This window comes from Ralstonia sp. AU12-08, assembly GCF_000442475.1.
In the GTDB taxonomy this organism is placed as follows: Bacteria; Pseudomonadota; Gammaproteobacteria; order Burkholderiales; family Burkholderiaceae; genus Ralstonia; species Ralstonia insidiosa.
In genome coordinates, this window is sequence record NZ_ASZV01000046.1 from 230,666 (window position 1) to 256,059 (window position 25,394).

22 protein-coding genes are annotated in these 25,394 nt (G+C 65.0%); 12 read left to right on the forward strand and 10 right to left on the reverse strand.

Features of this window, described 5'->3' with window-relative positions:
* Positions 1 to 91 precede the first annotated feature (91 nt).
* Complete coding sequence (locus C404_RS51395; RefSeq protein WP_021196632.1) at positions 92 to 1,147, forward strand: SGNH/GDSL hydrolase family protein; 1,056 nt, start codon at positions 92 to 94, stop codon at positions 1,145 to 1,147.
* 76 nt (positions 1,148 to 1,223) lie between these two features.
* Here C404_RS51395 and C404_RS51400 read toward each other — a convergent pair whose 3' ends face one another.
* From C404_RS51400 to dacB, 3 genes are all read right to left on the reverse strand, one after another.
* Complete coding sequence (locus C404_RS51400; protein WP_021196633.1) at positions 1,224 to 2,396, reverse strand: tetratricopeptide repeat protein; 1,173 nt, start codon at positions 2,394 to 2,396, stop codon at positions 1,224 to 1,226.
* Positions 2,397 to 2,473: 77 nt separating this feature from the next.
* On the reverse strand, positions 2,474 to 3,034 hold the full coding sequence (gene mobB / locus C404_RS51405; protein ID WP_232317408.1) for a molybdopterin-guanine dinucleotide biosynthesis protein B: 561 nt from the start codon (positions 3,032 to 3,034) through the stop codon (positions 2,474 to 2,476).
* Positions 3,007 to 4,554, reverse strand: a complete 1,548-nt coding sequence (gene dacB, locus C404_RS51410; RefSeq protein WP_021196635.1) for a D-alanyl-D-alanine carboxypeptidase/D-alanyl-D-alanine endopeptidase — start codon at positions 4,552 to 4,554, stop codon at positions 3,007 to 3,009. The genes mobB and dacB overlap by 28 nt, the downstream gene beginning before the upstream one ends.
* A gap of 248 nt (positions 4,555 to 4,802) precedes the next feature.
* Here dacB and C404_RS51415 point away from each other — a divergent pair, with 248 nt between their 5' ends.
* The 3 genes from C404_RS51415 (at position 4,803) to C404_RS51425 (ending at position 7,408) form a co-directional block, all read left to right on the forward strand.
* The gene (locus C404_RS51415; protein ID WP_031329890.1) at positions 4,803 to 5,990 is read left to right on the forward strand and encodes an MFS transporter; all 1,188 of its coding nucleotides are present in this window, start codon (positions 4,803 to 4,805) and stop codon (positions 5,988 to 5,990) included.
* A gap of 220 nt (positions 5,991 to 6,210) precedes the next feature.
* Positions 6,211 to 6,582, forward strand: a complete 372-nt coding sequence (locus C404_RS51420) for a hypothetical protein (protein ID WP_021196637.1) — start codon at positions 6,211 to 6,213, stop codon at positions 6,580 to 6,582.
* A gap of 19 nt (positions 6,583 to 6,601) precedes the next feature.
* On the forward strand, positions 6,602 to 7,408 hold the full coding sequence (locus C404_RS51425) for a hypothetical protein (protein WP_374754718.1): 807 nt from the start codon (positions 6,602 to 6,604) through the stop codon (positions 7,406 to 7,408).
* Positions 7,409 to 7,429: 21 nt separating this feature from the next.
* Here the strand turns inward: C404_RS51425 and C404_RS51430 are convergent, their stop codons facing one another.
* Positions 7,430 to 8,182 carry a DUF1045 domain-containing protein gene (locus tag C404_RS51430; RefSeq protein WP_021196639.1) on the reverse strand — a complete coding sequence of 251 codons (753 nt, stop codon included), beginning with the start codon at positions 8,180 to 8,182 and terminating at the stop codon, positions 7,430 to 7,432.
* Positions 8,183 to 8,196: 14 nt separating this feature from the next.
* Positions 8,197 to 9,372 (reverse strand): alpha-D-ribose 1-methylphosphonate 5-triphosphate diphosphatase, encoded by a 1,176-nt coding sequence (locus C404_RS51435; protein ID WP_021196640.1) that lies wholly within the window; start codon positions 9,370 to 9,372, stop codon positions 8,197 to 8,199.
* Positions 9,373 to 9,569: 197 nt separating this feature from the next.
* Here C404_RS51435 and C404_RS51440 point away from each other — a divergent pair, with 197 nt between their 5' ends.
* Both C404_RS51440 and C404_RS51445 read left to right on the forward strand, forming a co-directional pair.
* Positions 9,570 to 12,284, forward strand: coding sequence for a sensor domain-containing protein (locus C404_RS51440; RefSeq protein ID WP_021196641.1), 2,715 nt, complete (start codon positions 9,570 to 9,572; stop codon positions 12,282 to 12,284).
* A gap of 139 nt (positions 12,285 to 12,423) precedes the next feature.
* Positions 12,424 to 13,836: a methyl-accepting chemotaxis protein gene (locus C404_RS51445; RefSeq protein WP_021196642.1), complete on the forward strand. Its 1,413-nt coding sequence runs from the start codon at positions 12,424 to 12,426 to the stop codon at positions 13,834 to 13,836.
* Positions 13,837 to 14,155: 319 nt separating this feature from the next.
* On the opposite strand, the gene C404_RS51450 is transcribed toward C404_RS51445, so the two are convergent.
* The 4 genes from C404_RS51450 to C404_RS51465 form a co-directional block, all read right to left on the reverse strand.
* Entirely contained in the window at positions 14,156 to 15,478 is a 1,323-nt protein-coding gene (locus tag C404_RS51450; RefSeq protein ID WP_021196643.1) for an MFS transporter, read from the reverse strand.
* Positions 15,479 to 15,642: 164 nt separating this feature from the next.
* Positions 15,643 to 16,989, reverse strand: a complete 1,347-nt coding sequence (locus C404_RS51455) for an amidase (RefSeq protein ID WP_021196644.1) — start codon at positions 16,987 to 16,989, stop codon at positions 15,643 to 15,645.
* A 26-nt stretch (positions 16,990 to 17,015) separates the two neighbouring features.
* Complete coding sequence (locus C404_RS51460) at positions 17,016 to 17,693, reverse strand: DUF2848 domain-containing protein (RefSeq protein WP_021196645.1); 678 nt, start codon at positions 17,691 to 17,693, stop codon at positions 17,016 to 17,018.
* Positions 17,694 to 17,728: 35 nt separating this feature from the next.
* A complete protein-coding gene (locus C404_RS51465) occupies positions 17,729 to 18,436 on the reverse strand; it encodes a GntR family transcriptional regulator (RefSeq protein ID WP_021196646.1) in 708 nt (235 codons plus the stop codon).
* A gap of 164 nt (positions 18,437 to 18,600) precedes the next feature.
* Between C404_RS51465 and C404_RS51470 the strand changes: the two genes are divergently transcribed.
* From C404_RS51470 to C404_RS51480, 3 genes are all read left to right on the forward strand, one after another.
* Complete coding sequence (locus tag C404_RS51470) at positions 18,601 to 19,890, forward strand: flavin-dependent oxidoreductase (protein ID WP_021196647.1); 1,290 nt, start codon at positions 18,601 to 18,603, stop codon at positions 19,888 to 19,890.
* A 39-nt stretch (positions 19,891 to 19,929) separates the two neighbouring features.
* A complete protein-coding gene (locus C404_RS51475) occupies positions 19,930 to 21,087 on the forward strand; it encodes an ABC transporter substrate-binding protein (protein ID WP_021196648.1) in 1,158 nt (385 codons plus the stop codon).
* Between the two features lie 73 nt (positions 21,088 to 21,160).
* Complete coding sequence (locus C404_RS51480; protein WP_031329891.1) at positions 21,161 to 21,673, forward strand: MarR family winged helix-turn-helix transcriptional regulator; 513 nt, start codon at positions 21,161 to 21,163, stop codon at positions 21,671 to 21,673.
* 68 nt (positions 21,674 to 21,741) lie between these two features.
* On the opposite strand, the gene C404_RS51485 is transcribed toward C404_RS51480, so the two are convergent.
* Positions 21,742 to 22,083 carry a hypothetical protein gene (locus C404_RS51485; protein ID WP_021196650.1) on the reverse strand — a complete coding sequence of 114 codons (342 nt, stop codon included), beginning with the start codon at positions 22,081 to 22,083 and terminating at the stop codon, positions 21,742 to 21,744.
* 339 nt (positions 22,084 to 22,422) lie between these two features.
* Here C404_RS51485 and C404_RS51490 point away from each other — a divergent pair, with 339 nt between their 5' ends.
* The 3 genes from C404_RS51490 to C404_RS51500 all read left to right on the forward strand — a co-directional run bounded on the left by C404_RS51490 (position 22,423) and on the right by C404_RS51500 (position 25,384).
* Positions 22,423 to 23,655: an HD-GYP domain-containing protein gene (locus C404_RS51490; protein WP_021196651.1), complete on the forward strand. Its 1,233-nt coding sequence runs from the start codon at positions 22,423 to 22,425 to the stop codon at positions 23,653 to 23,655.
* 222 nt (positions 23,656 to 23,877) lie between these two features.
* Positions 23,878 to 24,864 (forward strand): DUF6685 family protein, encoded by a 987-nt coding sequence (locus C404_RS51495; RefSeq protein ID WP_021196652.1) that lies wholly within the window; start codon positions 23,878 to 23,880, stop codon positions 24,862 to 24,864.
* Between the two features lie 154 nt (positions 24,865 to 25,018).
* Positions 25,019 to 25,384 carry a hypothetical protein gene (locus tag C404_RS51500; protein ID WP_031329893.1) on the forward strand — a complete coding sequence of 122 codons (366 nt, stop codon included), beginning with the start codon at positions 25,019 to 25,021 and terminating at the stop codon, positions 25,382 to 25,384.
* The last annotated feature ends 10 nt before the right edge of the window (positions 25,385 to 25,394 follow it).

Sequence of the window (25,394 nt, forward strand, 5' to 3'; positions counted from 1 at the left end):
TACACTTGGTCGTTGTGTCGTTCCGCGTGCTTCAAACGTGCGCGGACAACGCACCCTACACATCATAAAAATTCCACACGGGAGACAGACCATGAAGTTGCGTCAATGGATGGGGCTCGCATCGGCAGCCCTCGCCTTGGGCCTGACCGCTTGCGGCGGCGAATCCGATCAGAGCGGTAGCAGCAATAGCGGCAACCCCAAGGTTCAGCGCATGGTGGTGTTCGGCGACAGCCTGAGCGACGCTGGTACCTACACGCCCGCCGCGGCAGCATTAGGTGGCGGCAGGTTCACCACCAACCCTGGTCCGGTGTGGGCGGAAACCGTGGCATCGCAACTGGGCGTGGCACTTACGCCGGCGGTGATGGGTTACGCAAACCAGGTGCAGACCTGCCCGAAACCCGGCTGCTTCGACTATGCGCAAGGCGGTTCGCGTGTGACCGACCCGAATGGGATCGGCCACAACGGCGGCGCAGGCGCGCTGACCTATCCGGTCAAGCAGCAGCTCGCCAACTTCTACGCGGCCAGCAGCAACACGTTCAACGGTAGCGGCGACGTGGTGTTCGTGTTTGGTGGCAACAACGACATCTTCTATTGGGCAGCGGCGGTGGGCCAAACTGGCCCCGGCGGTGTCGTGATAACGCCGGCCATCGCTACCGCACAGGTGCAGCAGGCCGCGACCGATCTGGTCGGCTACATCAAGGACATGATCAGCAAGAACGCGACGCAGCTCTACGTGTTCAACCTGCCCGACAGCAGCCTGACGCCGCAGGGCGTGTCGAGCGGCCCGCAAGGCCAGGCTCTGCTGCATGCACTGGTGGGCGTGTTCAACACCACGCTGCAAACCGGCCTGGCGGGCACCACCGCGCGCGTGATCGACTTCAACTCGCAACTGACCGCCGTAATCCAGAACGGCACGCAGTTTGGCTTCAGCAACACCAGTACGCCGGCTTGCGACGCGACCAAGATCAACGCACTGGTGCCGGGCGCTGGCGGCAGCTCGCTGTTCTGCTCGGCCAACACGCTGGTGGCAGCGGGGGCGGATCAGTCCTACCTGTTTGCCGATGGTGTGCACCCGACCACGGGCGGCCATCGCCTGATCGCCAGCAACGTGCTGCAACGCCTGTTGGCGGACAGCCTGATGCACTGATCCGGCTAGTCCCGATGTAAGCAAAACGCCCGCGCAAGCGGGCGTTTTTGTTTGTGGCGATGACGCGTGGGCAGGCTTACTGCGCGGTTGGCGTGGGTAACGTTACCGCCAGGCGTGCCAGTGTTGCCTGCAGCGCATCGCTCTTCGGCCAGATCGCGAGGCCCTGCTTGAAGGCCTCCTGTGCTTCGTCAGTGCGGCCGAGTCTCCACAGCACTTCGCCCTTGTGTGCGAGACCTTCCGCGCGCGCATTGCGCACCGCGTCGTCGCTGACGCCGTAGCTGCCATCCGGCTGGTTGAAGATAGCGATGGAACGGTCGAGCCACGTGAGCGCCTCTTCACTGTGGCCCAGCCGGTAAAGCGCCCAGCCCTTGCTGTCGAGCGCGAACGGGTCGTCTGGGTGTTGTGCCAGATAGGCTTCGATCATGGACAGGCCACGCTCCACACGCAGCCCCGCGTCGGCGAGGTCATAGCCGTAGCCGTTGAGCTTGTCTTCCGGCACCGGGCGCAGATCGAGCGCGTAGTCGATGTGTTCGAGGTTGCGCTCGGCGATCGCCAGCGAAATCAGCTTGCGCGCAAGGCGGTTCTGAAAACCTTCGCTGAGCGTGGTGCCGTTGGCAGTCAGCGCACCGAGGTATTGCGTATAGAGCGCCGACGGGCTTTGCGCCGCGTCCGCATTGGCGATGGCTCTGCCCGGGCCTGCGCACCAGGCGTAGTCCTCGGGCGTGAACTGCATGTCGATATCGAGCTGGACTGTGCGCGACTCGCGTGACTGTGCGTAGTACGAATAACCTCCCGCATTGGCACGGCCGCAGATCAGGTATTCGTCTGTCACATCCAGCAGGTACGGGTAACCGCCCATCGGGTCGCTGCTGGACGTGCCGACCAGATGGAAGGATTCGCCAAATTCACCCTGGCCGATGACCGGGTTGAGTATCCAGCGAGCGGCCGGGTAGCGCTTGGGCAGGCGGACTTTGACCGTGCGCCCCGCACCATCGGTGGTGCCGAAGATCACGCTATCGTTTTCGTCTTTCTTGGGCGGTTTGCCGGCGATGGTGTGGCCCGGTAGGAATAGGCGGTAACGCACGTTGGGCATCGGCTTGCCGGTCGAGGGATCGGTCAGCACGAACTGATGGACCTGTGCGCCGCGGCCGAGCGTGGCTGTCGGGGCGATCCAATCACGCGCGGCAGCAGGTACGGCAGAGCAAAAAAATGCCGCGCCAAGAAGCGCGGCTGACAGACGGGAAAGCATATTGTTGGGAGGGGGGCTGGCGCAAATTGCAACGCCCCATCATAGCCAAGCTGCTTCGCGCAGATGTTAAGAGTGCTTCATGTGGATGCTTTTGCAATCTGCTGCACGGCAAACCGGTACACCGCATCGACATCGTTGAGGTCGAGCACGGCAATGCCTGCCGGCACTTGCACGCCATCGGTGGCATCTGTCGCCACCGCGACCACGCCACCAATTTCCGGCCACAGCGGCGGACGGCCCAGCGAAGGGCGGAACACCTCGATCTTCGGGAACGTGCTGCGCTTGTAGCCCTCCACGATCACCACGTCGGTCTCGGGGGACAGCAGTGCCAGCACGTCGGCCAACTCAGGCTCTTGTGCCGGGGCAAATTCGCGCATGAGAACGAGGCGCTCGCCGCCCACCAGCACCACCTCGGCGCTGCCGGCCGAGCGCATGCGGTGCGAATCCTTGCCCGGCGTGTCGAGATCGAAGCCGTGATGCGTGTGCTTGACGGCGGCCACGCGGCGCCCATCGCGCACGAAGCGTGCGATGAGCTGCTCGACGAGCGTGGTCTTGCCGCTGCCCGAGGTGCCGGTGATGCCGAGAATTGCCGCGCGTGGGTTCGACTGCATCATCGTGGCGCGCCCTGGTAGATCCATTGCAGCAGCGCGTCGTGTGCAGCCTGGCCGCCGCTCGCGTTCGGGTGGTTGATCATGCTGACGACAACGAAGCGCTCGCCATTTTCGCCTTCCACATAGCCGGCGATGGCGCGCACATCGTTGAGCGTGCCGGTCTTGATCTCGGCGTTGCCGGCCACGCCGGCGCGCGTGAGGCGGTTGCGCATGGTGCCGTCCACGCCCACCACGGGTAGCGCGTCGCGCAGGATGCCGCCGTTCGGGTTGGCATCGGCCTGTTGCAGCAGGCGCCCCATGTTGCGCGCACTGATGCGTTCCGTGCGCGACAGGCCCGAGCCGTTCTCCAGCACCAGCTCCGGCATCGTCAGGTTTTGCTTGGCTAGCCAGCGGTTGATGACCTCGGTCGATTGCGGAACCGAGGCAGGCTTGCGGCCGATCTCCGCACCAATGGTGAGGAAGAGCTGGCGCGCCATCACGTTGTTCGAATACTTGTCGATGTCGTGCACGACTTCTGCCAGCGTGGGGCCGTAGTGCGTGGCGAGCAGTACAGCCTGGCGCGGCACCTTGCCTTCGCGCAGGCCGGGCGTGAAGCGTGTCGTGCCGCCCGCCTGCTGCCACAGCGCCAGGAAGCCGCCCCAGATGAAGTCGGCATGCGTGAGCGCGGCGATGTTATAGACGCGTTCTCCACAGGCGGCAGCATAGCGACCGCCGAAGCTGGCGAGCACGTGGCCGTCGGTCTGCGTGGTGATGTTGGCGCCGGAGGCCGTCTTCCAGTCGCCGCAGCCGCCACGCGTGGTGCGTAACTGGTTGTCGATCTGCAGCTGCGCGAGCGGCGGCGATACGTCGATGTTGACCGCGCCGTTGCCGGCGTCCGGCGTGAGCGTGAAGGTGAGCGTCTTGAACGAATACAGCAGCGCATCGGGTGCCACGTTGTAGGCACGTCCGCTGTCGCCATCGAGCGGTGGCGCTTCAGACAGGCCGTTCTCGAAATACGTGCGGTCCAGCACGATGTTGCCGGCGAGTTCATCCACGCCGGCGCGGCGCACGTCGCTCACCAGTTTGACCAGCTCTTCGGGAATCAGCTTCGGATCGCCCTGGCCGCGCAGATAGAGGTTGCCGTTGAGCGTGCCGTTGATTGGCTGGTTGTCGGCATAGGCCGTAGTCTTCCAGCGGAAGTCGGGGCCCAGCAGATCCAACCCGGCAAAGGTGGTCAGCAGCTTCATGGTCGACGCCGGGTTCATGCCCGCATCGGCGTTCCACTGCAGGATGGGGTTGGCGGTGCCGGTGCGGATCACGAACACGCTCACCGCATCGAGCGGAATATGCGCTCGGGCAAATGCCAGCGCCACATTGGCGGGCAACCCGGCGGGATTGCGTGCGGCCTGACGCTTCTGTGCTGCGGTGGCGGCGGAAGTTGCGTGGGCCACCTGGGCTTTGGGCTTCTTGGCATGCGCGATGGGCGTAGCCGCGAGGGTGAGGAGGGTTGCGCAGGCAAGTGCGCAGCGCGACAGGTACGGCAAACGGGTCGAGCGAATTCGGGCCATTGGGCGGGGGCAGAGTGGGGCACACGTGCGTGCGCCAAGTGCGGATGCAGGCATGTTAACGCAGTGGCCCCGCGCTTCGGACGACAAGCAATGCGGCATTCATCGTTCAATTCCTGAGGAATCATCGGCGTGTGACGGCGGCGTCATCGCATGGGCAACCCTGCGCAAAGCAGTGATCAGCTTGGCGCGGTAGCATGGCGGCTTTGCCGCGCGACGTTCGTGCGGCATGCGCATTCCTCGTCGTCCTCATGTCTTCCGAATTCGTGCAATCTGCCGGCGTGCTGCAGCCTCGCCGGCTACCCTTGTCAGCCCGCGCGGCGACGATGGCTCTTTTTTTCGTCAACGGCGCAACGTTTGCGACCTGGGGTATCCACATTCCTACCGTGAAGGCGCGCTTCGGATTGTCCGAGGCATCGTTGTCGCTGGCGATGTTCATGGTTGCCTTTGGTGCCATCCTCTCGATCAAATTTGTGGGCCGCTGGGTGGCGCGCGTTGGCACGCAGCACGCCAGTGTGCGGGGCGGCATCGCGTTCAGCGCGATGCTCGCGTTGATCATGCTGATGCCCAGCTACCCGGCGCTGCTGGTGGCGCTCTTTCTGTTTGGCGTCAGCACCGTGGGGTTCGACGTGGCTATCAATGCACAGGCCACCACGGTGGAAGCCAACCACCACAAGCCGATCATTTCGTCTTTGCACGGCATGTTTAGCCTGGGCGGCATGGTGGGCGCAGCCGTGGGCGGCGTGCTGCTGGAGTTGGGGGTGCCGCCGGCCGTGCACTGTGGCGGTATGGCGCTGGTCTTGATGGCGACCGCGCTGTGCGCCGGGCCGTTCATGCTGCCCGATCACGTGCATGCTGAAGGCGAACCCGCACACCCGAGCACCGGACGCACGCTGTTCGTGCTCGGTCTCCTGGCCTTCTTCGGGCTGCTGGGTGAGGGGGCGATGTACGACTGGACCACCGTCTACATGCGCGAGATTGCGCAATCGCCCGAGGCCGTTGCCAGCGCCGGGTATGCAGCGTTCTCAGGCGGTATGGCGTTGGCGCGTTTCGGCGGCGATTTCGCCCGCGGGCGCTGGGGCAACATGCGCGTGCTGGGCGCCAGCGGCGTGCTGGCCACGGGCGGCATCCTGCTGGCGCTGCTGTGGCCGGACCCGGCGGCTGTGCTGGCTGGCTTTGCGCTGATGGGCGTGGGCGCAGCCAACATGGTGCCGATCTTCTTCATTACCGCATCGCGCCTGCCGGGCGTGCCGGCTGCAGAGGGCATTGCGGCGGTGGCGCGTTTTGCCTACGTAGGTTTGCTGGTTGGCCCGGTCATCATCGGGTTGATCGCCCACCACTCAGATTTGCGCTGGGGGCTGTCTGTGGTGGCACTGACGATGGCGCTGATTGCCGTTGCGGGGCCGGGAGCGATCCGGCAGAAAGGCCGGAAGAGCTAGAAAGGGCTTAAGGGTCAACACTGATGTTGTGCATGTCGCCAAAAAAATAGGCACTTCCTGTGCGTTGACTTTCGCGTGCGCTTGCCATAGCGTACGACGAGGAGAGGGGGTTCTCCGATGTGGCGTCATGGTCAAACCGTGATTGACGGCACCGGAATATGTTCAAAATGAGGCTGCACGATGTGATCAGCCCAAACGACCCAGTGGAAAGGAGCTTCAGATGCCGTACAAACGTCTCAACCTCGTGGCAGCGGTTGCTGTCGTGGCAGCCATCAGCAGTGTGGCGCACGCGCAAACCGATAAGAAGTTCGACCCCTACAGCCAAGGCGCCAACGCCGACAAGAAGTTCGACCCGTATACCCAAGGGGCGAAGGCCGGCGACAAATTCGACCCGTATTCGCAGGGTGCCAACAAGGATGACAGCACCGCCAGCGCACTGAACCCGGGTGCCCAGCCGGCCAATGTCGAGAAGGGCAAGTACGATACGTACACGCAGGGTGCCAAGGCCGGCGACAAGTTTGATCCGTACAGCCAGGGTGCTCGCCAAGGTGATGCCACCAGCCCGTACTCGAAGGACCAGAACAAGCAGTAAGCCTATGCCGTTCAGGTTCATGAAGACGCCGATGCATCGCCAGGTGCATCGGCGTTTTTCTTTATGGGTTGCAGCCATGGTGGCCTGTGCGGCGCTGCCCGCGCACGCTGCCGGCCTGTGCACCGCGTCCTGGGTGCATGACGGTAGCCGCCTGCGACTGGACGGCAACGGCAAGACGCCGATGATCGTCGAGTTCACGCTGCACGACGTCAACCGCGACATCCAGGACGGCTGCGAGATCGGTCTGCACATCTACGCTAAGTCGGGCCTTGTGGCGCTCGGCGGTCGACCCATCGAGACAGTGCAGGAGCATCAACTGCTGGTGGACGAGGCCGGTGTCGTCACGCGCGTGGTCAGCATCAACGGGCGTGTGTTTGCGCAAAGCGAGCATGCTGACCTGGTCGGCACCGTCAGCACGGCCATCTCCGGCATGTTTCTTTACGGCGCGGGTCTGGCACCCGAAGCTGAGATGCTGCCGGGCGATACGTACGAATCGAGTTTCGACTTTGATGTGGTATCGCCCCGTGTGGGGATTTCAGTCGGGCACATGCGCGCCGAGCACGCCAAGGTGGAGGTGTCCGAGCGTGAGGTCGGGCCGCCGCAGCCGATGAACACCGTCGTCGGCATTCTGCAGTGCCGGCCGATCCGCTACACGCGTACGGCCACGCTGGGCGTGTTGAAGCTGGGCAATGAATCGCTCGAACCCGAGCCGACCGTGGCCCATCTGACCGATTGGTTCTGCCCGGAAGCCGGCGTGGTGATGCGCCAGGAGGTCGAGCAGCACGGCCAGACGCAGGTGATCGACGTGGTCGATCTCACGCGCTGAGCATCAATACCTGCTGCGACATCATTCAACGCTGCCGTCGAAGCGGTACACGCGCGCCACGGTAAAGGGCGCCTCGGGTTCTGGCTGCGTGAACAGCGCGATATTGTCGATGGACATGGTGGGCGGCAGCATCACGCTGCCGGCTTCCAGCGCGCGGTAGCAGGCCAGTTGTTCGGTATGGCCCAGGCGCCCGGTCAGCGTGATGTGGAAGGTGAAGGTATCGAACACGTATGGATAGCCCCAGCGCTGCAGGTGGCGCTCCTGCGCGTCCGACAGCCCGGCCTGGCGCCGCCGCGCGAGTTCGGTGGCGGGGGCCGGCGCGCGGAAGGTGTCGAACTCACGCACGCAGGCATCGGCGAACTGGTGGAGCGCATCGCGGGCGGGATCGCCGTGGCGCAGGCGCCAGGCCAGGAAGCCGCGCAGCGTTTGCAACGCCGGTTCGATCGTGAATGGGGTTTGCTCCAGCGCGAACCGGCGCAGCGCCGCATCCAGGTCATCCACGGTGCGTGTTTCTGCCAGGCGGAATGGCGGTTTGAAGGTAGCGTGCAGGCCGTAGTGGCGTGGGTCTGCGGTCCAGCGGTCGAGCGTGGTGAGGTCGATCTGGGCCTCGCGGGCCAGCGGTTGGCGCGCATCGGTGTCGATCGGCCCGCCGTGCAGCGCGCAGCGGCCGAGCCAGCGGGTGCCCAGCGTGTACCAGGGCTCGGGCGGCAGCAGGTAGAGCGCGTATCGCCAGGCGTTGGGGAGCGCAGGCAACGGTTGCAGCGGTGCGTCCATCGGCAGCCAAGTCCTCAGGCGATAAGCGGCAGATGCCCGGTGGCGTGGCGCAGTCGGCCTCCCACCACGGCAGCCACCACGCGCGGCAGGCCGGGGCGGTGGTCATCGACCACGATGGCGTCGGCACGCAAGCCGGTGGCGAATTTGCCGCGGTCGGTCAGCCCCGCAGCTTCTGCCGGGTTGGCGGCCACCAGATCCCACGCCTGCGCCAGTGGCACGACGCCGCGTTCGGCCAGCTTGAACGGTGCGGCCAGCAGGGCGGGGTAGTAGTAGTCGGAGGCCAGCACCGTGCCCAGCCCGGCCGCCACCATGGCTGCGGCGTTGGGCGCGCCATTGTGGCTGCCGCCGCGCACCACATTGGGGGCGCCAAAAACGATGTGCCCACCGTGCGCACGCGCCGCGCGGGCCACCTCCTCGGTCAGCGGGAATTCAGTCACGGTGCAGCCATGCGCGTGGAAGGTGTTGCGCGTGGCCACGTCCGGTTCGTCGTGCGAGGCCATGCGGATGCCGCGCTGCTGCGCCGCCCGTGCCAGCACGCCGAGCACCTCGTCGAGCTTGTGCACGTTGACGGCGGCGGTGTCCAGACGCGTGCGGAAGGTGTCGACGTCGCACTCGGCGCGGTCGGCGTATTGCGCGAGCTTGCGCGCGTCGCCCAGCTTGTCGCGCATCATCGGCAGGTGGTCATTGAACGAGAGGAAGTGCACGCGGCCTGCCGCCATCCAGGCCAGCGCATCGGCCACGCCGTCTGCGTGGTGCAACTCAAAGCGCAGGTGCATCAAATGCTCGGCACCCAGGTGCGGGCGCATGGCTTCGAGCGTATCGAGCATGCGCAGCGCATAGGCGTGGCCGCGCAGGCCACCTTCCCAGGAGTAGGTCACACCGTGGAATTCGGTGGTGATGCCGTTGGCGAGCAACTGGCCGTCCACATCGGCCAGCGCCGTGTCGTACGGAAAGGCCACGCCCGGGCGCGGCATGACGGCGCGCTCGAAGGCATCGCCATGCAGATCGACAATGCCGGGCAGGACCAGCAGGTCACCGCAGTCGAGCATGCCGCGCGTCGGGTTGGAGTCACACGCAGCGATATGGCCGTCACGAAACTGGACCGCCGCTTCCACCAGCCCATCGGCCAGGAGCGTGCGGCGCGAAACGAGGCCGGCCAAGTGACCGACAGAGGACGAAAACGATTGCATGGCCCGTGCCTGAGAGAAAGTGTGCGCGTTTGCGGTGCTCGCGCGCATCGAAGTTGTGCCGGCATTGTGCCGCAACTCATGTGTCATTCGACCTGACCTCGGTCATTTGCACCACTCTGAAGAGGGGAGGACCATCCAAACGCCTTAACTTTCCTGACACGATGGTCGATAGCAAGAGAAACAGGCCCCCCAGCCCTATGGACGCCACTTCCGCAGAGCGGCCCGACCGTCCCGAACCGGATACGACCGGCCCGGACATGATCAGGCCGCTACCGCTTGCTGATGACCGCTACGAGGCGCTCGTCCGGCAGATGCCGGATGCGCTGTACATCGTGGCGGACGACATCATCGTTTTCATCAACGAGGCAGGTGTTCGGCTGTTCGGTGCGCAGCATGCCCGCGACATCGTCGGCCACGAGCTGGACGAGTTCGTGCATGGGGATTCGGTGCACCTTGCCCGCCAGCGCCGCGAGTGGATGGTGGCGCACGGCACAGGCCTGCCGCCGGTGGAGCAGACCTTGCTGCGCCGCGATGGCACGCCCGTCGATGTGGAGGTGCTGTCCGCGCCCGTGCAACTCGGCTGGCGCACCGCCATCCAGGTGGTCGCGCGCGACATCACCCAGCGCAAGCAGGCCGAACAGGCCCTGCGTGACTCCGAAGCCAACTACCGCGCCCTGGCCGCAGAGACAGCACGTGCCAAGGAATTGTTGCGCTGCGAAAAGACCGTGCTCGAATTGAGTTCGCGCAACGTGCCGCTGTCTGACCTGCTGGCCGAGGTATGTCGGCTGGTGGAAGCGTTGCTCGACGACGGTGCGATGTGTTCTGTCCTGCTGAGCAGCGACAGCGAACATGTCACACAGGCCGTGGCGCCGTCGCTGCCGTTCATGCTCTCGCAGGTACTGACCGGGCTGGCGATCGGGCCCGCGCACGGCTCGTGCGGCACGGCCATGTTCCTCAACAAACGCGTGGTGGTGGAAGACATCGACACCGACCCGCTGTGGGACGACTACCGCGACATCGTCCAGCCGCTCGGATTGCGTGCCTGCTGGTCCACCCCCATCCGTGGCGATAACGCGCAGATGATTGGCGCGATGGGCGTCTACTACGACACGCCGCGTGCGCCCACGCACGACACGATGGGCTTGCTTGACGGCATCACCGACATCGTCGGGGTGGCGATCCAGAAGGCGCACATCGCGCGTGAGCTGCAGGAAAGCGAAGAGCGTTACCGCCTAGCTGTCGACAACCTGACCGAAGGCATCGTCGTGCAGGCGGCTGACGGCACCATCCTGGCGTGCAACCCGAGCGCGCGGCGCATCCTGCGGGCGGGCAATGTGTCGCCGGTCGGCACCAGCCACCTTGCGTTGATGCGCCGGTCCTTGCGCGAAGACGGTAGCGAGATTCCCTTCAACGAGCGGCCCACGCACGTGGTGCTGAGCACCGGCCGCCCGCTGCTGGGCCTGACCATTGGCCTGGAACTGGTGGATGGCGATGTGGTGTGGGTGCACGAGAACGTGCTGCCCATCGCACGCCCCGGCGACGATGCGCCCACCGCCGTGCTCATCTCGTTCAACGACATCGGCCCGGCACGTCAGGCCCAGCAGCAGCTCAAGTTCCTGGCGCAGCGTGATGCGCTGACCGGCCTGTACAACCGCGCCTATTTCTCGCAGCGCATGCAGGCCGTGCTGGACGAGGCTGCCAGCGATGGCCGTCAGGTGGCGGTGCTGTTCCTGGATCTGGACGGCTTCAAGAAGGTCAACGACACCGCCGGCCACGAAGCGGGCGACCACCTGCTGCGCATCGTCGCGCAGCGGTTGTCGGCCTGCGTGCGCCAGAGCGATACGCTGGCGCGCCTGGGGGGCGACGAGTTTGTCGTGCTGCTCGACAACGTGCGCTCGCTGGGCGAGGCCGAGCGGCTGGCCCAGCGCATCGTCGAGGCCATCGCGCAGCCGTTCTCCACCAGCGGCACGGAGTACTACCTGGGCGCGTCGATCGGCATTGCGGTGTATCCCGAGCACGGCAGCGATGCCGCCACGCTGCTGCGCTGTGCCGATGCCGCCATGTACAACGCCAAGCAGAATGGGCGCAACCAGCATCGCGTGTACACCGCGCGGCTGTCGCAGCGGGCGCAGCGGCGCTTTCAGCTTGAGTACCACCTGCGCCGCGCACTGGCGGCAGAAGAGTTGTCGCTGCGTTTCCAGCCCATCGTCGATGCAACGTCAATGGAGATTGTCGGCGCAGAAGTGCTGTTGCGCTGGCACAGCACAGAGTTGGGCGAGGTGTCGCCTGCCGAGTTCATTCCCGTGGCCGAGGACTCCGGGCTCATCGGCGTGATTGGCGAGTGGGTGCTGGGGCAGGCATGCCACCAGGCCGCGCACTGGCGGGCCACCTGCATGCCGAACTTCTTCGTGGCCGTGAACCTGTCGCCGCGCCAGTTTGGCGAGGGGCTGGTGCCGACCATCTCGCGGTGCCTGACCGAAGCCGGCCTGCCCGCGTGCGCATTGGAGATGGAGATCACCGAAGGCCTGCTCATGCGCGACACCGCCGCCGTGATGCCCGTACTTGATGCGCTCACCGCGCTGGGCATCCGCATCTCGATCGACGATTTCGGCACGGGGTATTCCTCGCTGTCGTATCTGCAGCGCTTCCCGATCGACAACCTGAAGGTGGACCGCTCGTTCGTCTCGGGCATTCCGCGCCACCGCGATTCGGTGGTGATCTCGCGCGCCATCGTGGCGATGGCGGCGTCGCTGGACATGACCGTCACCGCCGAGGGCGTCGAGACGCTGGAGCAGGCCGAGTTCCTGCAGGCCGCTGGCTGCGACAAGCTGCAGGGCTTCCTGTTTGGCCCGCCCATGACGGCGGCTGCCTACGAGGCGCGCCTGCGCCGTAGCCGCGCCGCGCAGGCATGATCCAGCCGTAATGCCAGCGTAAGTCTGGGCGCGTAGCGTCTCTCCAGCGCGCATCCGCCCGCGCCGATATGCCCCATAGAGGGTTGCCCCGCCACCGTTGCGAGGGCGCATAAAACAACGACCTTGGAGACCACTGCACGTGAAGCCATTTGCCTGGGGCCGCGGCCCAAAAGCCTCTTCCGAACTGATTGCCCGCATTGCCGAAGAGGCCGGCCGTGTGGGCATGGGCATCTGCGAGGTGTCCGGCAACGTGGAGGACGTGGCCGTGCGCCTGCGTCGCCAGGCCGATGTATTCGATCAACTGCGCAGCGCTGCCGACGCCACCATGCGCGGTAACCACGACATTGCTGTGGCCGCGCGCCATGCGCGTGAAGTGGCGTCGCACGCCAGCGAAGAGGTGCGTGATTCACGCGCCACGGTGGATGCCTCGTTGCGCGACATACGCGAACTGGCGATCGGCGTGGCCAGCATGGAGCAGCAGATTGCCGCGCTGCGTGAAGCGCTGGTGCAGGTGGCGCAGGCGTCGGAACAGATTTCGCAGATTGCCAAGCAGACCAACCTGCTGGCCATCAATGCCGCCATCGAGGCGGCGCGTGCCGGGGAATCCGGTCGCAGCTTTGCCGTGGTGGCAGGCGCAGTCAAGCAGCTGGCCGGCCAGACGGCAGAGGCCACGCAACGTATCGAGACCACGCTGGCGGATTTGTCCGGTCAGACCGACAAGCTGATCGGTGACAGCAGCACCAACGTGGCACGTGCACAGCGTGTGGATGCCGGCACGCAGGCCATTGGTGCGGTGATCGGTGTTGCGGGCGAGGCCATCGCACGGTTTGACGCCGAGGCCACCAGCATTGCCGACTCCACCGCCGCGATTGAAGACGAGTGCGCTTCGCTTGCCCACGAGGTGGAGGCCATGGCCGAGGGTGTCCGGCAATCGAGCCAGAACATCGACAACGCGCGGCAGCAGCTTTCCGGCCTGCTGGCGGTATCGGAAACGTTGATCCGCCACACGGCCGCTACCGGTGTGCAGAGTGCCGATACGCCGTTTATTGATGCCGTGCAGGCGACGGCGCGCAAGGTCGGTGCGCTGTTCGAGTCGGCTGTCGCGCGCGGTGACATCAGTGAGAGCGACTTGTTCGATCACGCGTATCAGCCCGTCGCTAATACCGACCCGCCGCAGCATCTGGCGCGCTTCACGGCGTTTACGGACCGCGTGTTGCCTGCGCTGCAGGAGCCGCTGCTGGGGCTCGACCCGCGGGTGGTGTTTTGTGCGGCGGTGGACACTAACGGCTATCTGCCGACGCACAACCTGAAGTTCTCGCAGCCACAGGGCAGTGACCCGGTGTGGAACGCGGCCAACAGCCGTAACCGTCGGATGTTTGCCGATCGCACGGGGTTGGGGGCGGCACACAATACCGAGGCGTTCTTATTGCAGACGTATCGGCGCGATATGGGGAACGGCGCGTTTGTGATGATGAAGGATGTGTCGGCGCCGATCTATGTGAACGGGCGGCACTGGGGTGGGTTGAGGATTGGGTACAAGGTGGCGGGGTAGCCGGCTTGTGCCACGATTCGCTGGCGATTGATGTTGGTGGTGCATCCCCCGTTTCGTCCCCTGCCGGGGCCGACTCACTTTCTCTGTCTTGCCAGAGAAAGTAAGCAAAGAGAGGCGCGCCCGAGATGGCGACTTCCCCTTGAATTTATGTAACCGGGCGGAGAAGGAGGCAAACTCGCTTCGCTCAGACAGGCCTCCTTCTTTTTTCCGCCCGCTTACAGAAATTCAAGGCGCCATCTAGGGCAGGAACGTCAAAGGCCAAACCATCGCGGCGCATGGGTTGGCGCTGCGATGGTTTCTTCTGGGGCTTGGCTGCTGCTCAGTGTTTGCGCGTGCCTACGATGACCAGCACGGCGGCACCCAGTTCCAACACGGCTACGAAGTACAGGCCGGCCGACAAGTGGCCGGTGCTCGTCTTCAGCCAGCCGATCATGTACGGGGCGACGAAGCCGGCCAGGTTACCGATCGAGTTGATGAGGGCGATGCCGCCTGCGGCAGCGGTGCCGGCCAGGAACACTGCCGGAATCGACCAGAACACCGGGAATGCCGCCAGGATGCCGATGGCTGCCACGGTGAGCGCAACCAGCGCCAGCACCGGTGTGCCCAGCGTTGCGCCCGTCGCGATCAGGCCCGCGCTGGCGATGATGGCGGCGATGGCGCAGTGCATGCGGCGCTCACCTGTGCGGTCTGAATGCATGCCGTTCCACACCATCGCGATCGTGCCGGCGATGAACGGAATGGCGCTGATCAGCCCGATGTGGAAGTTGCCCTGTACACCCAGCTCCTTGATGATCGACGGCGTCCAGAACGCGATGGTGGCGTTGCCGCTGACCACGCAGAAGTAGATTGCCGCACAGATCCACACACGGGCGTTCGACAGTGCCGCACCAAACGACACGTGTTTGGCTGGATCGCGGTTTTCTGCGTCGATGGAGCGGACAACGGCTTCCTGCTCGGCGGCGGAGAGCCACTTGGCCTGGCGTGGCGTCTCCGGCAGCCAAGCCAGTACGGCAAAGCCGGCCAGCACCGAGGGAATGCCTTCCAGCAGGAACAGCCACTGCCAGTTGGCGAGGTGGCCGACGCCTTCCATGGTGCTCATGATGAAGCCCGCAACCGGGCCGCCCACTACGCCCGCAATTGCAAACGAGGTCATGAACAGGCCGTTGATGCGCGCACGATAGGCCGACGGAAACCAGTACGTCAGGTACAGCACCACGCCTGGGAAGAAGCCGGCTTCAAAAATGCCCAGCAGAAAGCGCAGCGCATAGAACGAGGCCGGCGTTTTCACATAGATCATCGCCATCGAGGCCAGGCCCCAGAGGATGGTGATGCGCGCCAGCGTCTTGCGTGCGCCGATCTTCTCCAGCAACAGGTTGCTCGGCACTTCAAACAGGAAGTAGCCGATGAAGAAGATGCCGGCACCCAGGCCGTACACCGCTTCGCTGAACTGCAGGTCCTGCAGCATCGACAGCTTGGCAAAGCCAACGTTGACGCGGTCGATCCACGCGAGGATGAACAGGAAGACCAGGAACGGCACCAGCCGCCATGCGATGCGGCGGTAGGTGGCGTCCAGCGCGGTGCCGTGGGGTGGGCTGCTGGCCGGGTCCGTGTGGTCGGCCGGCAGGGCTTGGGTTTGCGACATGGTTTCCTCCAATAGCGTGCAAGGGCGTCTGCGCTTTGTTGTCAAAACGCACGCGTGAGTGGGGCCGGACGCGTCTGTCGCGCGCCTTGTCTTCGTGGCTTAGAGAACCGCCTGCGTGGCGCGGACGCTGGCGGGGATGTTCTGTCTAGTTTCTGTCTAGTCGATCAACGCAGCGCAGCCTCCACCGCCCGGCCGGCGCGCAGGATGCGTGCATCGTCATTGGCGAGACCGCACAGCGACAGGCCGACCGGAAGTTCGCCGGAGGCATGGATGGGCAGCGTCAGTGCGCAGCCGTCCAGGAAGTTGATGACGCTCGGGTTGCGCAGCGTCAGTGCATTGGTGCGGAAGAACTGGGCGTCGTCCGCTTCGAGCGGTGCCACTTCCGGCGGCACGATGGCCACCGTGGGCATCAGCCAAGCGTCGAAGTTGCCCAGGCGCTTGTGCGCGGCGGCGATCATGCGGGTGCGCGCGTCCAGTACGTCGATGTAGGCGGCAGCACCCATCTGTTCACCACGGCGGATGCGTGCGGCAACGCGCTGGTCGTACTGCGCCTCGGCACGTGCCAGCACTGGGCGATGCCATGCCCAGGCTTCAGCCGCCGTGAGGCCGCCACCACCGTTGATCTCGGGCAGTTGCAGCAGTTCGGGAAAATCGAAACGCACGATATGCGCGCCTGCACGTTCGAGGCGTTCTACGGCGCGGTTGAATGCCTTGGCGACGACGTCGTCGAGATCCGCCCCCACGTAGTCCTGCGTGATGCCGAAGCGCAGGCCGGCCAGCGGCACTGCATCAGTGTCGAGCGATTCACCACTGAGGATGGCATCGACGATGGCGCAGCAATCCACCGAGTTGGTCAGCGGCCCACCGGAATCGAGCGAGGTGGACAGCGGCACGCCGCCCGTCATCGGTACGCGGCGTGCGGTGGGTTTGAAGCCAGTCAGATTGCAGAAGGCCGACGGAATGCGGATCGAGCCGCCCGTGTCCGTACCCAAGGCCGCCACCGCCATGCCGCCCGCCACGGTGACTGCGCCGCCTGAGGTGGAACCGCCCGCAGCACGCGTGCCATCTGCCGGCGTGCGCGGCGTGCCGTAGTGCGGGTTCAGGCCCAGGCCCGAGAACGCGAATTCGCTCATGTTGGTGCGGCCGAGCAGCACGGCCCCGGCAGCGCGCAGGCGGGCGACTGCAGCAGCATCCGCAGTGGCGGGCGGTTGATGCGCCAGCGCACGCGAGCCTGCGGCCGTCACCTGGCCCGCCACGTCGAACAGATCCTTGATCGATACCGGCAGACCTGCCAGCAGCGATGGCACGTTGCCCGCCGCGCGGGCGGCGTCGGCAGCGCGCGCCATGGCCAGCGCCGCTTGCGCATCGATGCTCACATAGGCGGCACCGCCGGCGGCGCGATGCGCTTCGGCGTGTTCCAGGGCGGCTTCGGTCAGCGCAACGCTGGTGGTGCGACCACTGGCCAGTTCAGCGGCCAGGGCGCGGATCATGTTCGGGCGGGGTGTCATCATGCAAAGGGTCTCCGGTAGGGGGTGCTTCAGCCCTCAACGGGCAGCGTGTCGACAGCATACTGATGGCGTAGCTCGGTGCCCGATACCGGGTCGATCAGGGCCATATCGAACGCTTCGCCAAAGCCGAGTTCACCGATGATGGGCTGCGTGCCGCAGAACATGGCGGTGCCCACCGGCAGCGTGTCGGCGCCGGTGTAGCGACGGATCAGGTCACGCGGGTCCAGCATGCGCGTGACGCTGCCTTCCTGGTACAGCGCGGTCTGGCCGTTGCGGGTGCGCCAGGTCTTCATCTGCAGGCTGTCCCAGTGATCGGCCAGCGCTTCAAAGCGCCACACATCTCGGCTCACGGGCTTGGCGCACATCTGCTTGGAGACGGTCACGCCATAGGCTTCGACCTTGCGGTCGGTGTGGTCCGAACCGATGCCGACCAGCAGACCCATCGGCGTGGAATACAGCACGAACTCCGCTTCGCCCGACGAATCAGCACCGGGAATTTCCACGCGCGCATCGGTGGTCAGCAGTGCGTGCGACACGCGATAGAAGCACGGCACACGCGCCGGGCGCGCCACGCCAATCGCTTCGAGTTCGGCGATGTGGTGTTCAACAGCTTCAGCATCGCGGCCGGTCCAGCCGGCAATGACGAGGTGGTCCACGGTCACGTCGACGGGGCCGTGGCCGATCAGGTTCAGGTGCAGCGTGGTCATGCGGAATTCCGGAAAGAGGGCGGGGGGAACGGGAATCAGAGCGTGCGGATGATCGTGCGGCGGAACTCGTCGATGTGCTCGCGGATGGCCTCGCGGGCGGCGGGCACGTCGCGGCGTTCCAATGCATCAAGCACGGCGAGGTGTTCGTCGTACACGTTCTGCAGGTGTTGTGGCTCTGAAAGCGAGAGGAACCAGAAGCGCGCCTGCTTTTCATGCAGGCCGCGCAGCAGCTCGGCCAGCACGCGGTTGCGCGAGGCGGCGGAGATGGCGAGGTGGAACTTGAGGTCGAGTGCGGCGAGCGCGGCGATGTCGCGGTGCTCGATCAGCGCGGGCGATGCATCGACGATGGCGCGCATGGCTTCGAAGTCGGCCGGGTGGGCGCGCTCGGCGGCCAGCGTCACGCAGAGGATCTCGTTGGTCGCGCGCACCTCGATCATGTCGAGCACGTCGTTGAGCGACAGCGGGGTCACCAGCACGCCCTTGCGCGGCAGGATCTGCACCAGGCCTTCCACTTCAAGGCGATGCAGGGCCTGGTGAATCGGCGTGCGACCCAGGCCCAGCAGCGCGCCCAACTGCGCTTCGTTGAGCGGCTCGCCGGGGCGGAATTCGCACGCCATGATGCGGCGCTTGATCTCGCCGTAGGCCAGTTCGCGCAGGGCAGCGCCCTTGGGGGCGTGCGCGGCGGGTTCGGCGGCGAACGGCACGGGCGCTTCCGCAGTAACAAGCTTGATCGGACGCGACATGAGGCAGTCTCGGATTTCGTAAAAGTCGAGTGATGGTATTGTGATATATCACTGAGCGTCAAGGCATCCACACGCCACATTAGCCTAGGGATTGCCCTGATCCGGCCCGCTCTGGTTGTCGTTGATATTTGTTATAGACTGCAACAAATTTCACGGAGACAGCCATGAAGATCGCCATCATCGGCGCGGGCATCGGCGGGCTCACGCTCGCGTTGATGGCCGAGCGCCAGGGCTTCGAGGTCGAGGTGTGGGAGGCGGTGCAGACGCTGCGTCCGCTGGGCGTGGGCATCAACCTGCTGCCGCACGCCGCGCGCCAGTTGTGTGAACTGGGGCTCGAAGATACGCTGAGTGCGTTGGCGATCCGCACCTCCGCGCTGGCGTACTACAACCGCTTCGGTCAGCCGATCTGGCATGAGCCGCGCGGGCTGGCAGCGGGCTACGACTGGCCGCAGTTCTCCATCCATCGCGGCCAATTTCAGATAGCACTGGCCGATGCCGTGCGCGAACGGCTTGGGCCCGATTGCATCCGCCTTGGCCACAGCTTTGATGCCATCCAATCGACGGGCGAGGGTGGCGGCCCAGTGCGCTTCACGTTGCGGAATCGGGGCAATGAGCGCACCAACGACGCGCTCGTCGAATCGTCTGCCGATGTGCTGATCGGTGCGGACGGCATCCACTCCGCCGTGCGTCGTCAGTTCTATTCGAGCGGCGATGCACCGCGCTTTGCGGGCCGCATGCTCTGGCGTGCCACCACGGAAGCCGCACCGTACCTCGATGGACGCACCATGTTCATGGCCGGCCATCAGGACCAGAAATTCGTCGCCTACCCGATCTCTGAGCCGCTGCGGCAGCAGGGCCGCTCGCTCATCAACTGGATTGCCGAGCTGCGCGTGCCCGACGAAGCGCCGCCACGCAGCGACTGGAACCGCGAGGTCGACCGCGCCATCTTCCGCAGCGCCTTTGCCGACTGGAAATGGGATTGGATCGACATTCCCGCACTCATCGACGGCGCGCAGGCGGTGTATGAATTTCCGCTGGTCGACAAGGACCCGCTGCCGCGCTGGACCTTCGGGCGCGTCACGCTGCTGGGCGATGCCGCGCACCCGATGTATCCGATCGGCTCGAACGGCAGCGCACAGGCGATTCTCGATGCACGTGCACTGGTCGATTGCCTGCTCGCCACGCGCGACACCGGCATCGCCCTGCGTGAGTACGAGGCCGACCGCCTGCCGCGCACCGCTGGTATCGTGCTGCGCAATCGGCTCAACGGCCCGGAGCAGGTCATGCAGCTCGCGCACGAACGCGCACCGCAAGGCTTCGCCGATATCGATGGCGTGATCCCGCGCGCCGAGCTGGAAGGGATTGCGATGCGCTATAAAAAGCTGGCCGGCTTCGATCCGCAATCACTGCGTGACCAGCCGCCGATGCCGGAACGCACACGCGTACCCGCCTGAACCCATACCGCCAGAACACCAGAAGAGGAGAGGAGACCCATGATCATCCACCGCACCATCTGCGCTGCTGCCGCGCTCCTGCTTGTGACTGCCGCGCATGCCGAGATCGTAGTGGGCGTGAGCCTGTCGACCACCGGGCCGTCGGCGTCGCTCGGCATCACGCAGAAGAATTCGCTGGCGTTCTATCCAGACACCATCGGTGGGGAGAAGCTGCGTCTGGTGCTGGTGGACGACGCCTCTGACCCGAGCACCGGCGCACGCATGGCGCGCAAGCTGGTGACGGAAGACCACGTGGATCTGATCGTCGGTTCGTCCGCCGTGGCGCCGTCGATTGCGATTGCCGAAGTCGCCACCGAATCGCAGACGCCGCAGTTGTCGCTCGCCCCTGTGGAGTTGAAGCCGGGCAAGGGCGACTGGACGTATCGCCTGGCGCAGCCGATTTCGCTGATGGCTGAGGCGATTGCTGCGCGCATGGCGTCGAGCGGCGTGAAGACCGTCGGCTTCATCGGTTTTGCCGATGCGTACGGCGAGAGCTGGCTGAAGGATTTCACTGCGGCCGCTACGCCGCGCGGCCTGAAGGTCGTGGATGTGGAGCGCTATGCGCGCGCCGATACCAACGTGACGGGGCAGGTCGCCAAGCTGATCAGCTTCAAGCCCGACGCCGTTCTCGTGGCGGGGGCAGGCACAGGCGCCGCGTTGCCGCACACCTCGCTGCGCGATCGTGGTTATGCCGGGCCGATCTACCAGACGCATGGTGCCGCTACCAAGGACCTGATCCGCATCGGTGGCAAGGCCGTCGACGGAGCCATCCTGCCGGCCGGGCCGGTGATCGTGGCCGAGCAATTGCCGGACAGCCATCCGAGCAAGAAGACTGCGCTCGAGTATGTGACGCGCTACGAGAAGGCCTACGGGCCCGATTCACGTACGCAGTTTGGCGCGCACACGTGGGATGCGCTGCAGGTGCTCCAGCGCATCGTGCCGGTGGCGCTCAAGACGGCCAAACCGGGCACGCCGGAATTCCGCCGCGCGCTCAAGCATGCGTTAGAGACCGAGCACGACATCGTCGTCTCGCACGGCGTGCTGAACTACACGGCGGCCGACCACTTTGGCTTTGACGCGCGCGGCCGTGTGCTGCTGACCGTGGATCACGGCAAGTGGAAGCTGCTGCCCGCCGATCAAGCTGTCGTGAAGAACTGAAATTCTTCTCGGTTCATGGCTGACGGGCACGCGGCCGACGATAATCGACGGATTCCGTATGCCTGACGCCACCATGCCGCGCCAACCCAAAGCCGACGACTTGTACCCAGCCGTTGCTGAATCCGGTCACTTCAATCCGCATATCGCGGACGTAGAGTACGGCGCACTCGACGGGTTGATCGGCTATGCGGTGCGGCGTGCGCAGCTGCATATCTACGAAGATTTTGTGCGCTCGCTACAGGCGTGGAACATCACGCCGCCGCGCTTCTCGGCCATGACCGTGATCGCGCACAACCCCAACCTCAAGCTGACCGAACTGGCCAATATCCTGGGCGTGGCGCGCTCCGGTGCGGTGCTGCTGGTCGACACGCTGGAAGACATGGGCTTGGTCGAGCGGCAGCCTTCGCCGACGGACCGGCGCGCTTTTCGCCTGGTGCTGACGGCCAAGGGCGTCACCACGCTCGACGAGATCACGCGTGCGGTCACCGCGCACGATACCCGCGTGACCGCCCATCTGTCCGGTGAGGAGAAGCAGCGCCTGCTGGCATTGCTCAACAAATTGGCATCGGGGCCGGACAGCGATTGAACGCGCTTGAATGAAAACGGCCCGGGGAGTGAACCGACTCCGGGCCGCAACATCGTCTTTGGGTTGGCTTAGCGCTTGTCAGCGTCGATGGCCTTTTGCCAGAGGTCTTTGTCGGGTGGGTAGAGCGAATCGAAGTGTTCGCGCAGTGTGCAGATCTCCTGCACGATCTCGAATGGAAAGCCCTGGCGGCCGCCGCGGTCATCAATCTGCAGGCTGTCCAAGTAGCGCCGGCAGCCGATGAAGTCGACCCATTTGGCGGCGATGGTGTTGATGATGCGCGGGAATTTGCGGCCGAGCTCGATCGGCCGGACATCTTCCGGCAAGGACGCAAGCCAGCGGATGGCATCGCGGTTGAGCGCGAAGTCATCGGGTTTTGCTTCCTTGCGTTGGGATGCGGGATCGTGAGTCATGTCGGATGCACTTGCATGGGGCTTAGTGTACGCCGCCATCGCCCCGGTCGGCAGCCCGACGGGCGTGGGTCTTGACGCACCACCTGTTTGATTCGACCGCTGCGAGCGCCGACGTTCCCCGATGTCCCTGGTTCGAAGCGCGCTACGCGCCGCCTGATCCACCTTTCCCCTCAAGTTTTGTGCGGGGCTGCCGATAAGCCAAGCGCGGTTTGGTTCGTTGGTGGCCCCGAGCATCCACCTGGGTCGTAGACTCGAATGGCCAAAACGGCGTCAGTGTCGGCTGACGTGCCGCATCCCTATTTCAATCAAAACCGGACTTCGAGCCGAGGCGGGCAGGGTATGAAGCGAATCGATGCGAACCAATTGCGTGTCGGTATGTTTGTGATGAAGCTGGGTGGGTCCTGGTTGAAACATCCGTTCTGGCGTACGCAGTTTCAGTTGTCGCACCAGGGTCAGATCGACGACATCCTCAAGGCGGGTATCACCGAGATCTGGATCGATCCGGAGCGCGGCGAGGACGTGGTCGCCCAGGGCCTGATGCCCACGCCGGCAGCCGCTGGGGTGTCCACTTCGGCGTCCGAGCCCGAACCGCTCACGCGCGAAACCGTTGCCGCCCGCCCGCCGATTACGCCCACGTCGCTCAAGGAAGAGTGGCAGCACGCCCAGAAGCTGATGCAGAGCGGCAAGGCGACGCTCGGCCACATGTTTGCCGAAGCCCGCATGGGCCGCGCCCTGGAGACCGACAAGGCGCTGCTGCTGGTGGACGACGTGTCCAACTCACTGGCGCGCAACTCCTATGCGCTGATTGCGCTGGCGCGCCTGAAGAACAAGGACGACTACACCTACCTGCACTCGTTTGCGGTCTGCGCGCTGATGGTGGCGCTGGCCCGCACGCTGGGCCTGCCGGAAGACGAGATCCGCGAATGCGGCCTGGGCGGGCTGGTGCACGACATCGGCAAATCGGCCATGCCGCGCACGCTGCTCGACAAGAGCACGGCGCTCACCAAGGACGAACTGGCATTGCTGCAGACCCATGCCGTGGGCGGCCATCACTTGCTGCAGGGCACGGGGCAGTTCAGTGAGATTGCGCGCGAGATCTGCCTGCACCATCACGAGCGCATTGACGGCAGCGGCTACCCCGACGCCCAGAAGACCGAAGGGATCAGTCTGTGGGCCAAGATGGGGGCCATCTGCGACGTGTATGACACGTTGACGTCGAGCAGCCCGTATCACCATGCGTGGTCGCCGGCGCAGGCGCTCAAGTACATGATGGCCCGTACCGACACGCAGTTCGATCGCACCGTGTTCCAGGCCTTCACGCGCAGCGTGGGCATCTACCCGGTCGGTACGCTGGTCAAGCTGCGTACCAATCGCCTGGGCGTGGTCGTCCACCAGAACGAGGCGTCGGCCCTCAAGCCGGACATCGTGGTGTTCTATTCCGGCAATACCAAAACCCGCGTGCGCCCCGAGCGCATCAGCCTGGGCAAGTCGGACGATTCCATCGTGACCGTGGAAGATGCCGCCACCTGGGGGCTGTCGGACGAAGAGGTCTCTGACATGTGCCTGGTTTGATCAGAATGCAACGTAAGCGCCGCCAAAGTGCTGCGCTGTGCATTTGGCAAGCCCCTTCGATTTTTGTGTCTTTTTCTTAACACGGACTTCAATAAACTTCATGCCGCACCCCTCTAAAGTGGGGTACCGTTGAGTCGTTGATTTTTACGTTGTTGACTGATTGCCATCGAGAGCAACGGCAGCAACCTCTCAAATAAACGATTCGGTCTTCCGGGGGGTGACATGAACGTTTCCAACATGCTGCATGCGGTCTCGGACTGGGCAATCCGGTCGCGAGCCTTCAATGTCACGCAATCGGTTGCGCACCATCGCACCGAGCGCGATGCACTGTCGCACTGGAAGCTCGATATCTGGCACAAGAGCGTGCCGTTCCTGTTCGAGGGCGGCCTGGCCGAGCCTGCGCATCAACTGTTTCCCAAGCATCTGGCCCATGCCGACTGGGTGGACGATCTCCATCACCATCTGAGCCAGTTGGTGGGCGTGCGCCGTGAGCATTGCCAGATCGACATTCGTGCGGTGACGGGGCTGGCGCAGTCGCCGTGCTCGGTGCACTCGTTCCCGAGCATGCTGGTGTTTGCGCATCAGCATTGCCGCCGCATTCCGCACAGCACTGATGCGGACTTTGCTGCCAACCAGCGCCACGTGTTCCGCTATGCGGATCAGACCAACGTGTTCCGCGCCTATGACTTTGCGGGCGCCGAACTCTTCTTCATGAATGAATGGGGCGCGCACCATTTTGCTGCGCTGGCGCTGCAGGCACGCACGCAGAATCGCGTGTTGCTGGTGGATGCCGAGGTACGCCATGCGCGCTCTGCACTGGGGTTGCGTCGGCTGCTGGATGGCTTCCACGTGATTGCCGCGCGCCGTCAGGGGCAGCAGCGTTATGGCACGCGCTTGTCGGAAGCGCTCGCCAGTCACCAGGTGCCGCATCGCTGGATGCACGGCCGCCGCGAGACCGAGGGCTTCGAACTGTGCTTCCTGCCCAAGTCCGACCGCTTTGCCAACTGCGTGGGTGAGCAGCTCGTGCGTGACGGCTGGTTTGACTACGGCACTTGGCTGGCCAACTTGCATGACGCCACGGAAGTGGGCGCGCCAGCCCAGCGTGCCGAGGCCGCCCGCAAGGCCCGCCCGAACTGGAAGCGTGTGCCCGTGCCGAGCCTGGGCGTGCAGACGGGCTTCGGGCCGGGTTTTGCGCACACGCGCCTGTAATACGAAGGCGGTAGGGTGGCGGGCGGTTTTCCCTGCCGCCTCCCTCCACCCGACGGATTGCCGAATCGGGCGGCCGGTGTCAGAATTCGCAACTTAGTTGCATTGGGCGCTCAGTCACCTGAAAGATTGCGCGCCTGCATCTGCTCCTCAAACCGTGCGCGCTTTCCGCTCCTCCTTCTCGCATTTGCGCTGGCTGGCTTGCCTGCTGGCCGTGCTGCTGCTGTTTGGTCAGCAGGGCGCGCTGCGGCATGCGCTGTCGCATTGGAGCGAAGGGACCTCGGCTGAGCTGAGCGTCGCGGCCACACCTGCCGGCACCGAACGCGGCAGTCAGCCCGCACAGGAGCACGCTGCCTGCTTGCAGTGCGCGGCCTTTGCTGCGCTCGCGGCTGCGCTGCCGATGCTGCTGGTACTGCGTTTGCGCAGCACGCGGCGCTGGCACTTTCCTCATATCGGCTTTCGCGCCGCGGCGCCGGTCTTTCCGGTCGCCGTCTGTTCGCGTGATCCACCGTTCTGCCTTTGATTTTCGACTT

Bases quoted from the DNA above. Each gene is read 5' to 3' on its own strand.
- C404_RS51395 (WP_021196632.1), top strand. From the start codon at position 92: ATGAAGTTGCGTCAATGGATGGGGCTCGCATCGGCAGCCCTCGCCTTG.
- C404_RS51400 (WP_021196633.1), bottom strand. From the start codon at position 2,396: ATGCTTTCCCGTCTGTCAGCCGCGCTTCTTGGCGCGGCATTTTTTTGC.
- mobB (WP_232317408.1), bottom strand. From the start codon at position 3,034: ATGGATCTACCAGGGCGCGCCACGATGATGCAGTCGAACCCACGCGCG.
- dacB (WP_021196635.1), bottom strand. From the start codon at position 4,554: ATGGCCCGAATTCGCTCGACCCGTTTGCCGTACCTGTCGCGCTGCGCA.
- C404_RS51415 (WP_031329890.1), top strand. From the start codon at position 4,803: ATGTCTTCCGAATTCGTGCAATCTGCCGGCGTGCTGCAGCCTCGCCGG.
- C404_RS51420 (WP_021196637.1), top strand. From the start codon at position 6,211: ATGCCGTACAAACGTCTCAACCTCGTGGCAGCGGTTGCTGTCGTGGCA.
- C404_RS51425 (WP_374754718.1), top strand. From the start codon at position 6,602: ATGAAGACGCCGATGCATCGCCAGGTGCATCGGCGTTTTTCTTTATGG.
- C404_RS51430 (WP_021196639.1), bottom strand. From the start codon at position 8,182: ATGGACGCACCGCTGCAACCGTTGCCTGCGCTCCCCAACGCCTGGCGA.
- C404_RS51435 (WP_021196640.1), bottom strand. From the start codon at position 9,372: ATGCAATCGTTTTCGTCCTCTGTCGGTCACTTGGCCGGCCTCGTTTCG.
- C404_RS51440 (WP_021196641.1), top strand. From the start codon at position 9,570: ATGGACGCCACTTCCGCAGAGCGGCCCGACCGTCCCGAACCGGATACG.
- C404_RS51450 (WP_021196643.1), bottom strand. From the start codon at position 15,478: ATGTCGCAAACCCAAGCCCTGCCGGCCGACCACACGGACCCGGCCAGC.
- C404_RS51455 (WP_021196644.1), bottom strand. From the start codon at position 16,989: ATGATGACACCCCGCCCGAACATGATCCGCGCCCTGGCCGCTGAACTG.
- C404_RS51460 (WP_021196645.1), bottom strand. From the start codon at position 17,693: ATGACCACGCTGCACCTGAACCTGATCGGCCACGGCCCCGTCGACGTG.
- C404_RS51465 (WP_021196646.1), bottom strand. From the start codon at position 18,436: ATGTCGCGTCCGATCAAGCTTGTTACTGCGGAAGCGCCCGTGCCGTTC.
- C404_RS51470 (WP_021196647.1), top strand. From the start codon at position 18,601: ATGAAGATCGCCATCATCGGCGCGGGCATCGGCGGGCTCACGCTCGCG.
- C404_RS51475 (WP_021196648.1), top strand. From the start codon at position 19,930: ATGATCATCCACCGCACCATCTGCGCTGCTGCCGCGCTCCTGCTTGTG.
- C404_RS51480 (WP_031329891.1), top strand. From the start codon at position 21,161: ATGCCGCGCCAACCCAAAGCCGACGACTTGTACCCAGCCGTTGCTGAA.
- C404_RS51485 (WP_021196650.1), bottom strand. From the start codon at position 22,083: ATGACTCACGATCCCGCATCCCAACGCAAGGAAGCAAAACCCGATGAC.
- C404_RS51490 (WP_021196651.1), top strand. From the start codon at position 22,423: ATGAAGCGAATCGATGCGAACCAATTGCGTGTCGGTATGTTTGTGATG.
- C404_RS51495 (WP_021196652.1), top strand. From the start codon at position 23,878: ATGAACGTTTCCAACATGCTGCATGCGGTCTCGGACTGGGCAATCCGG.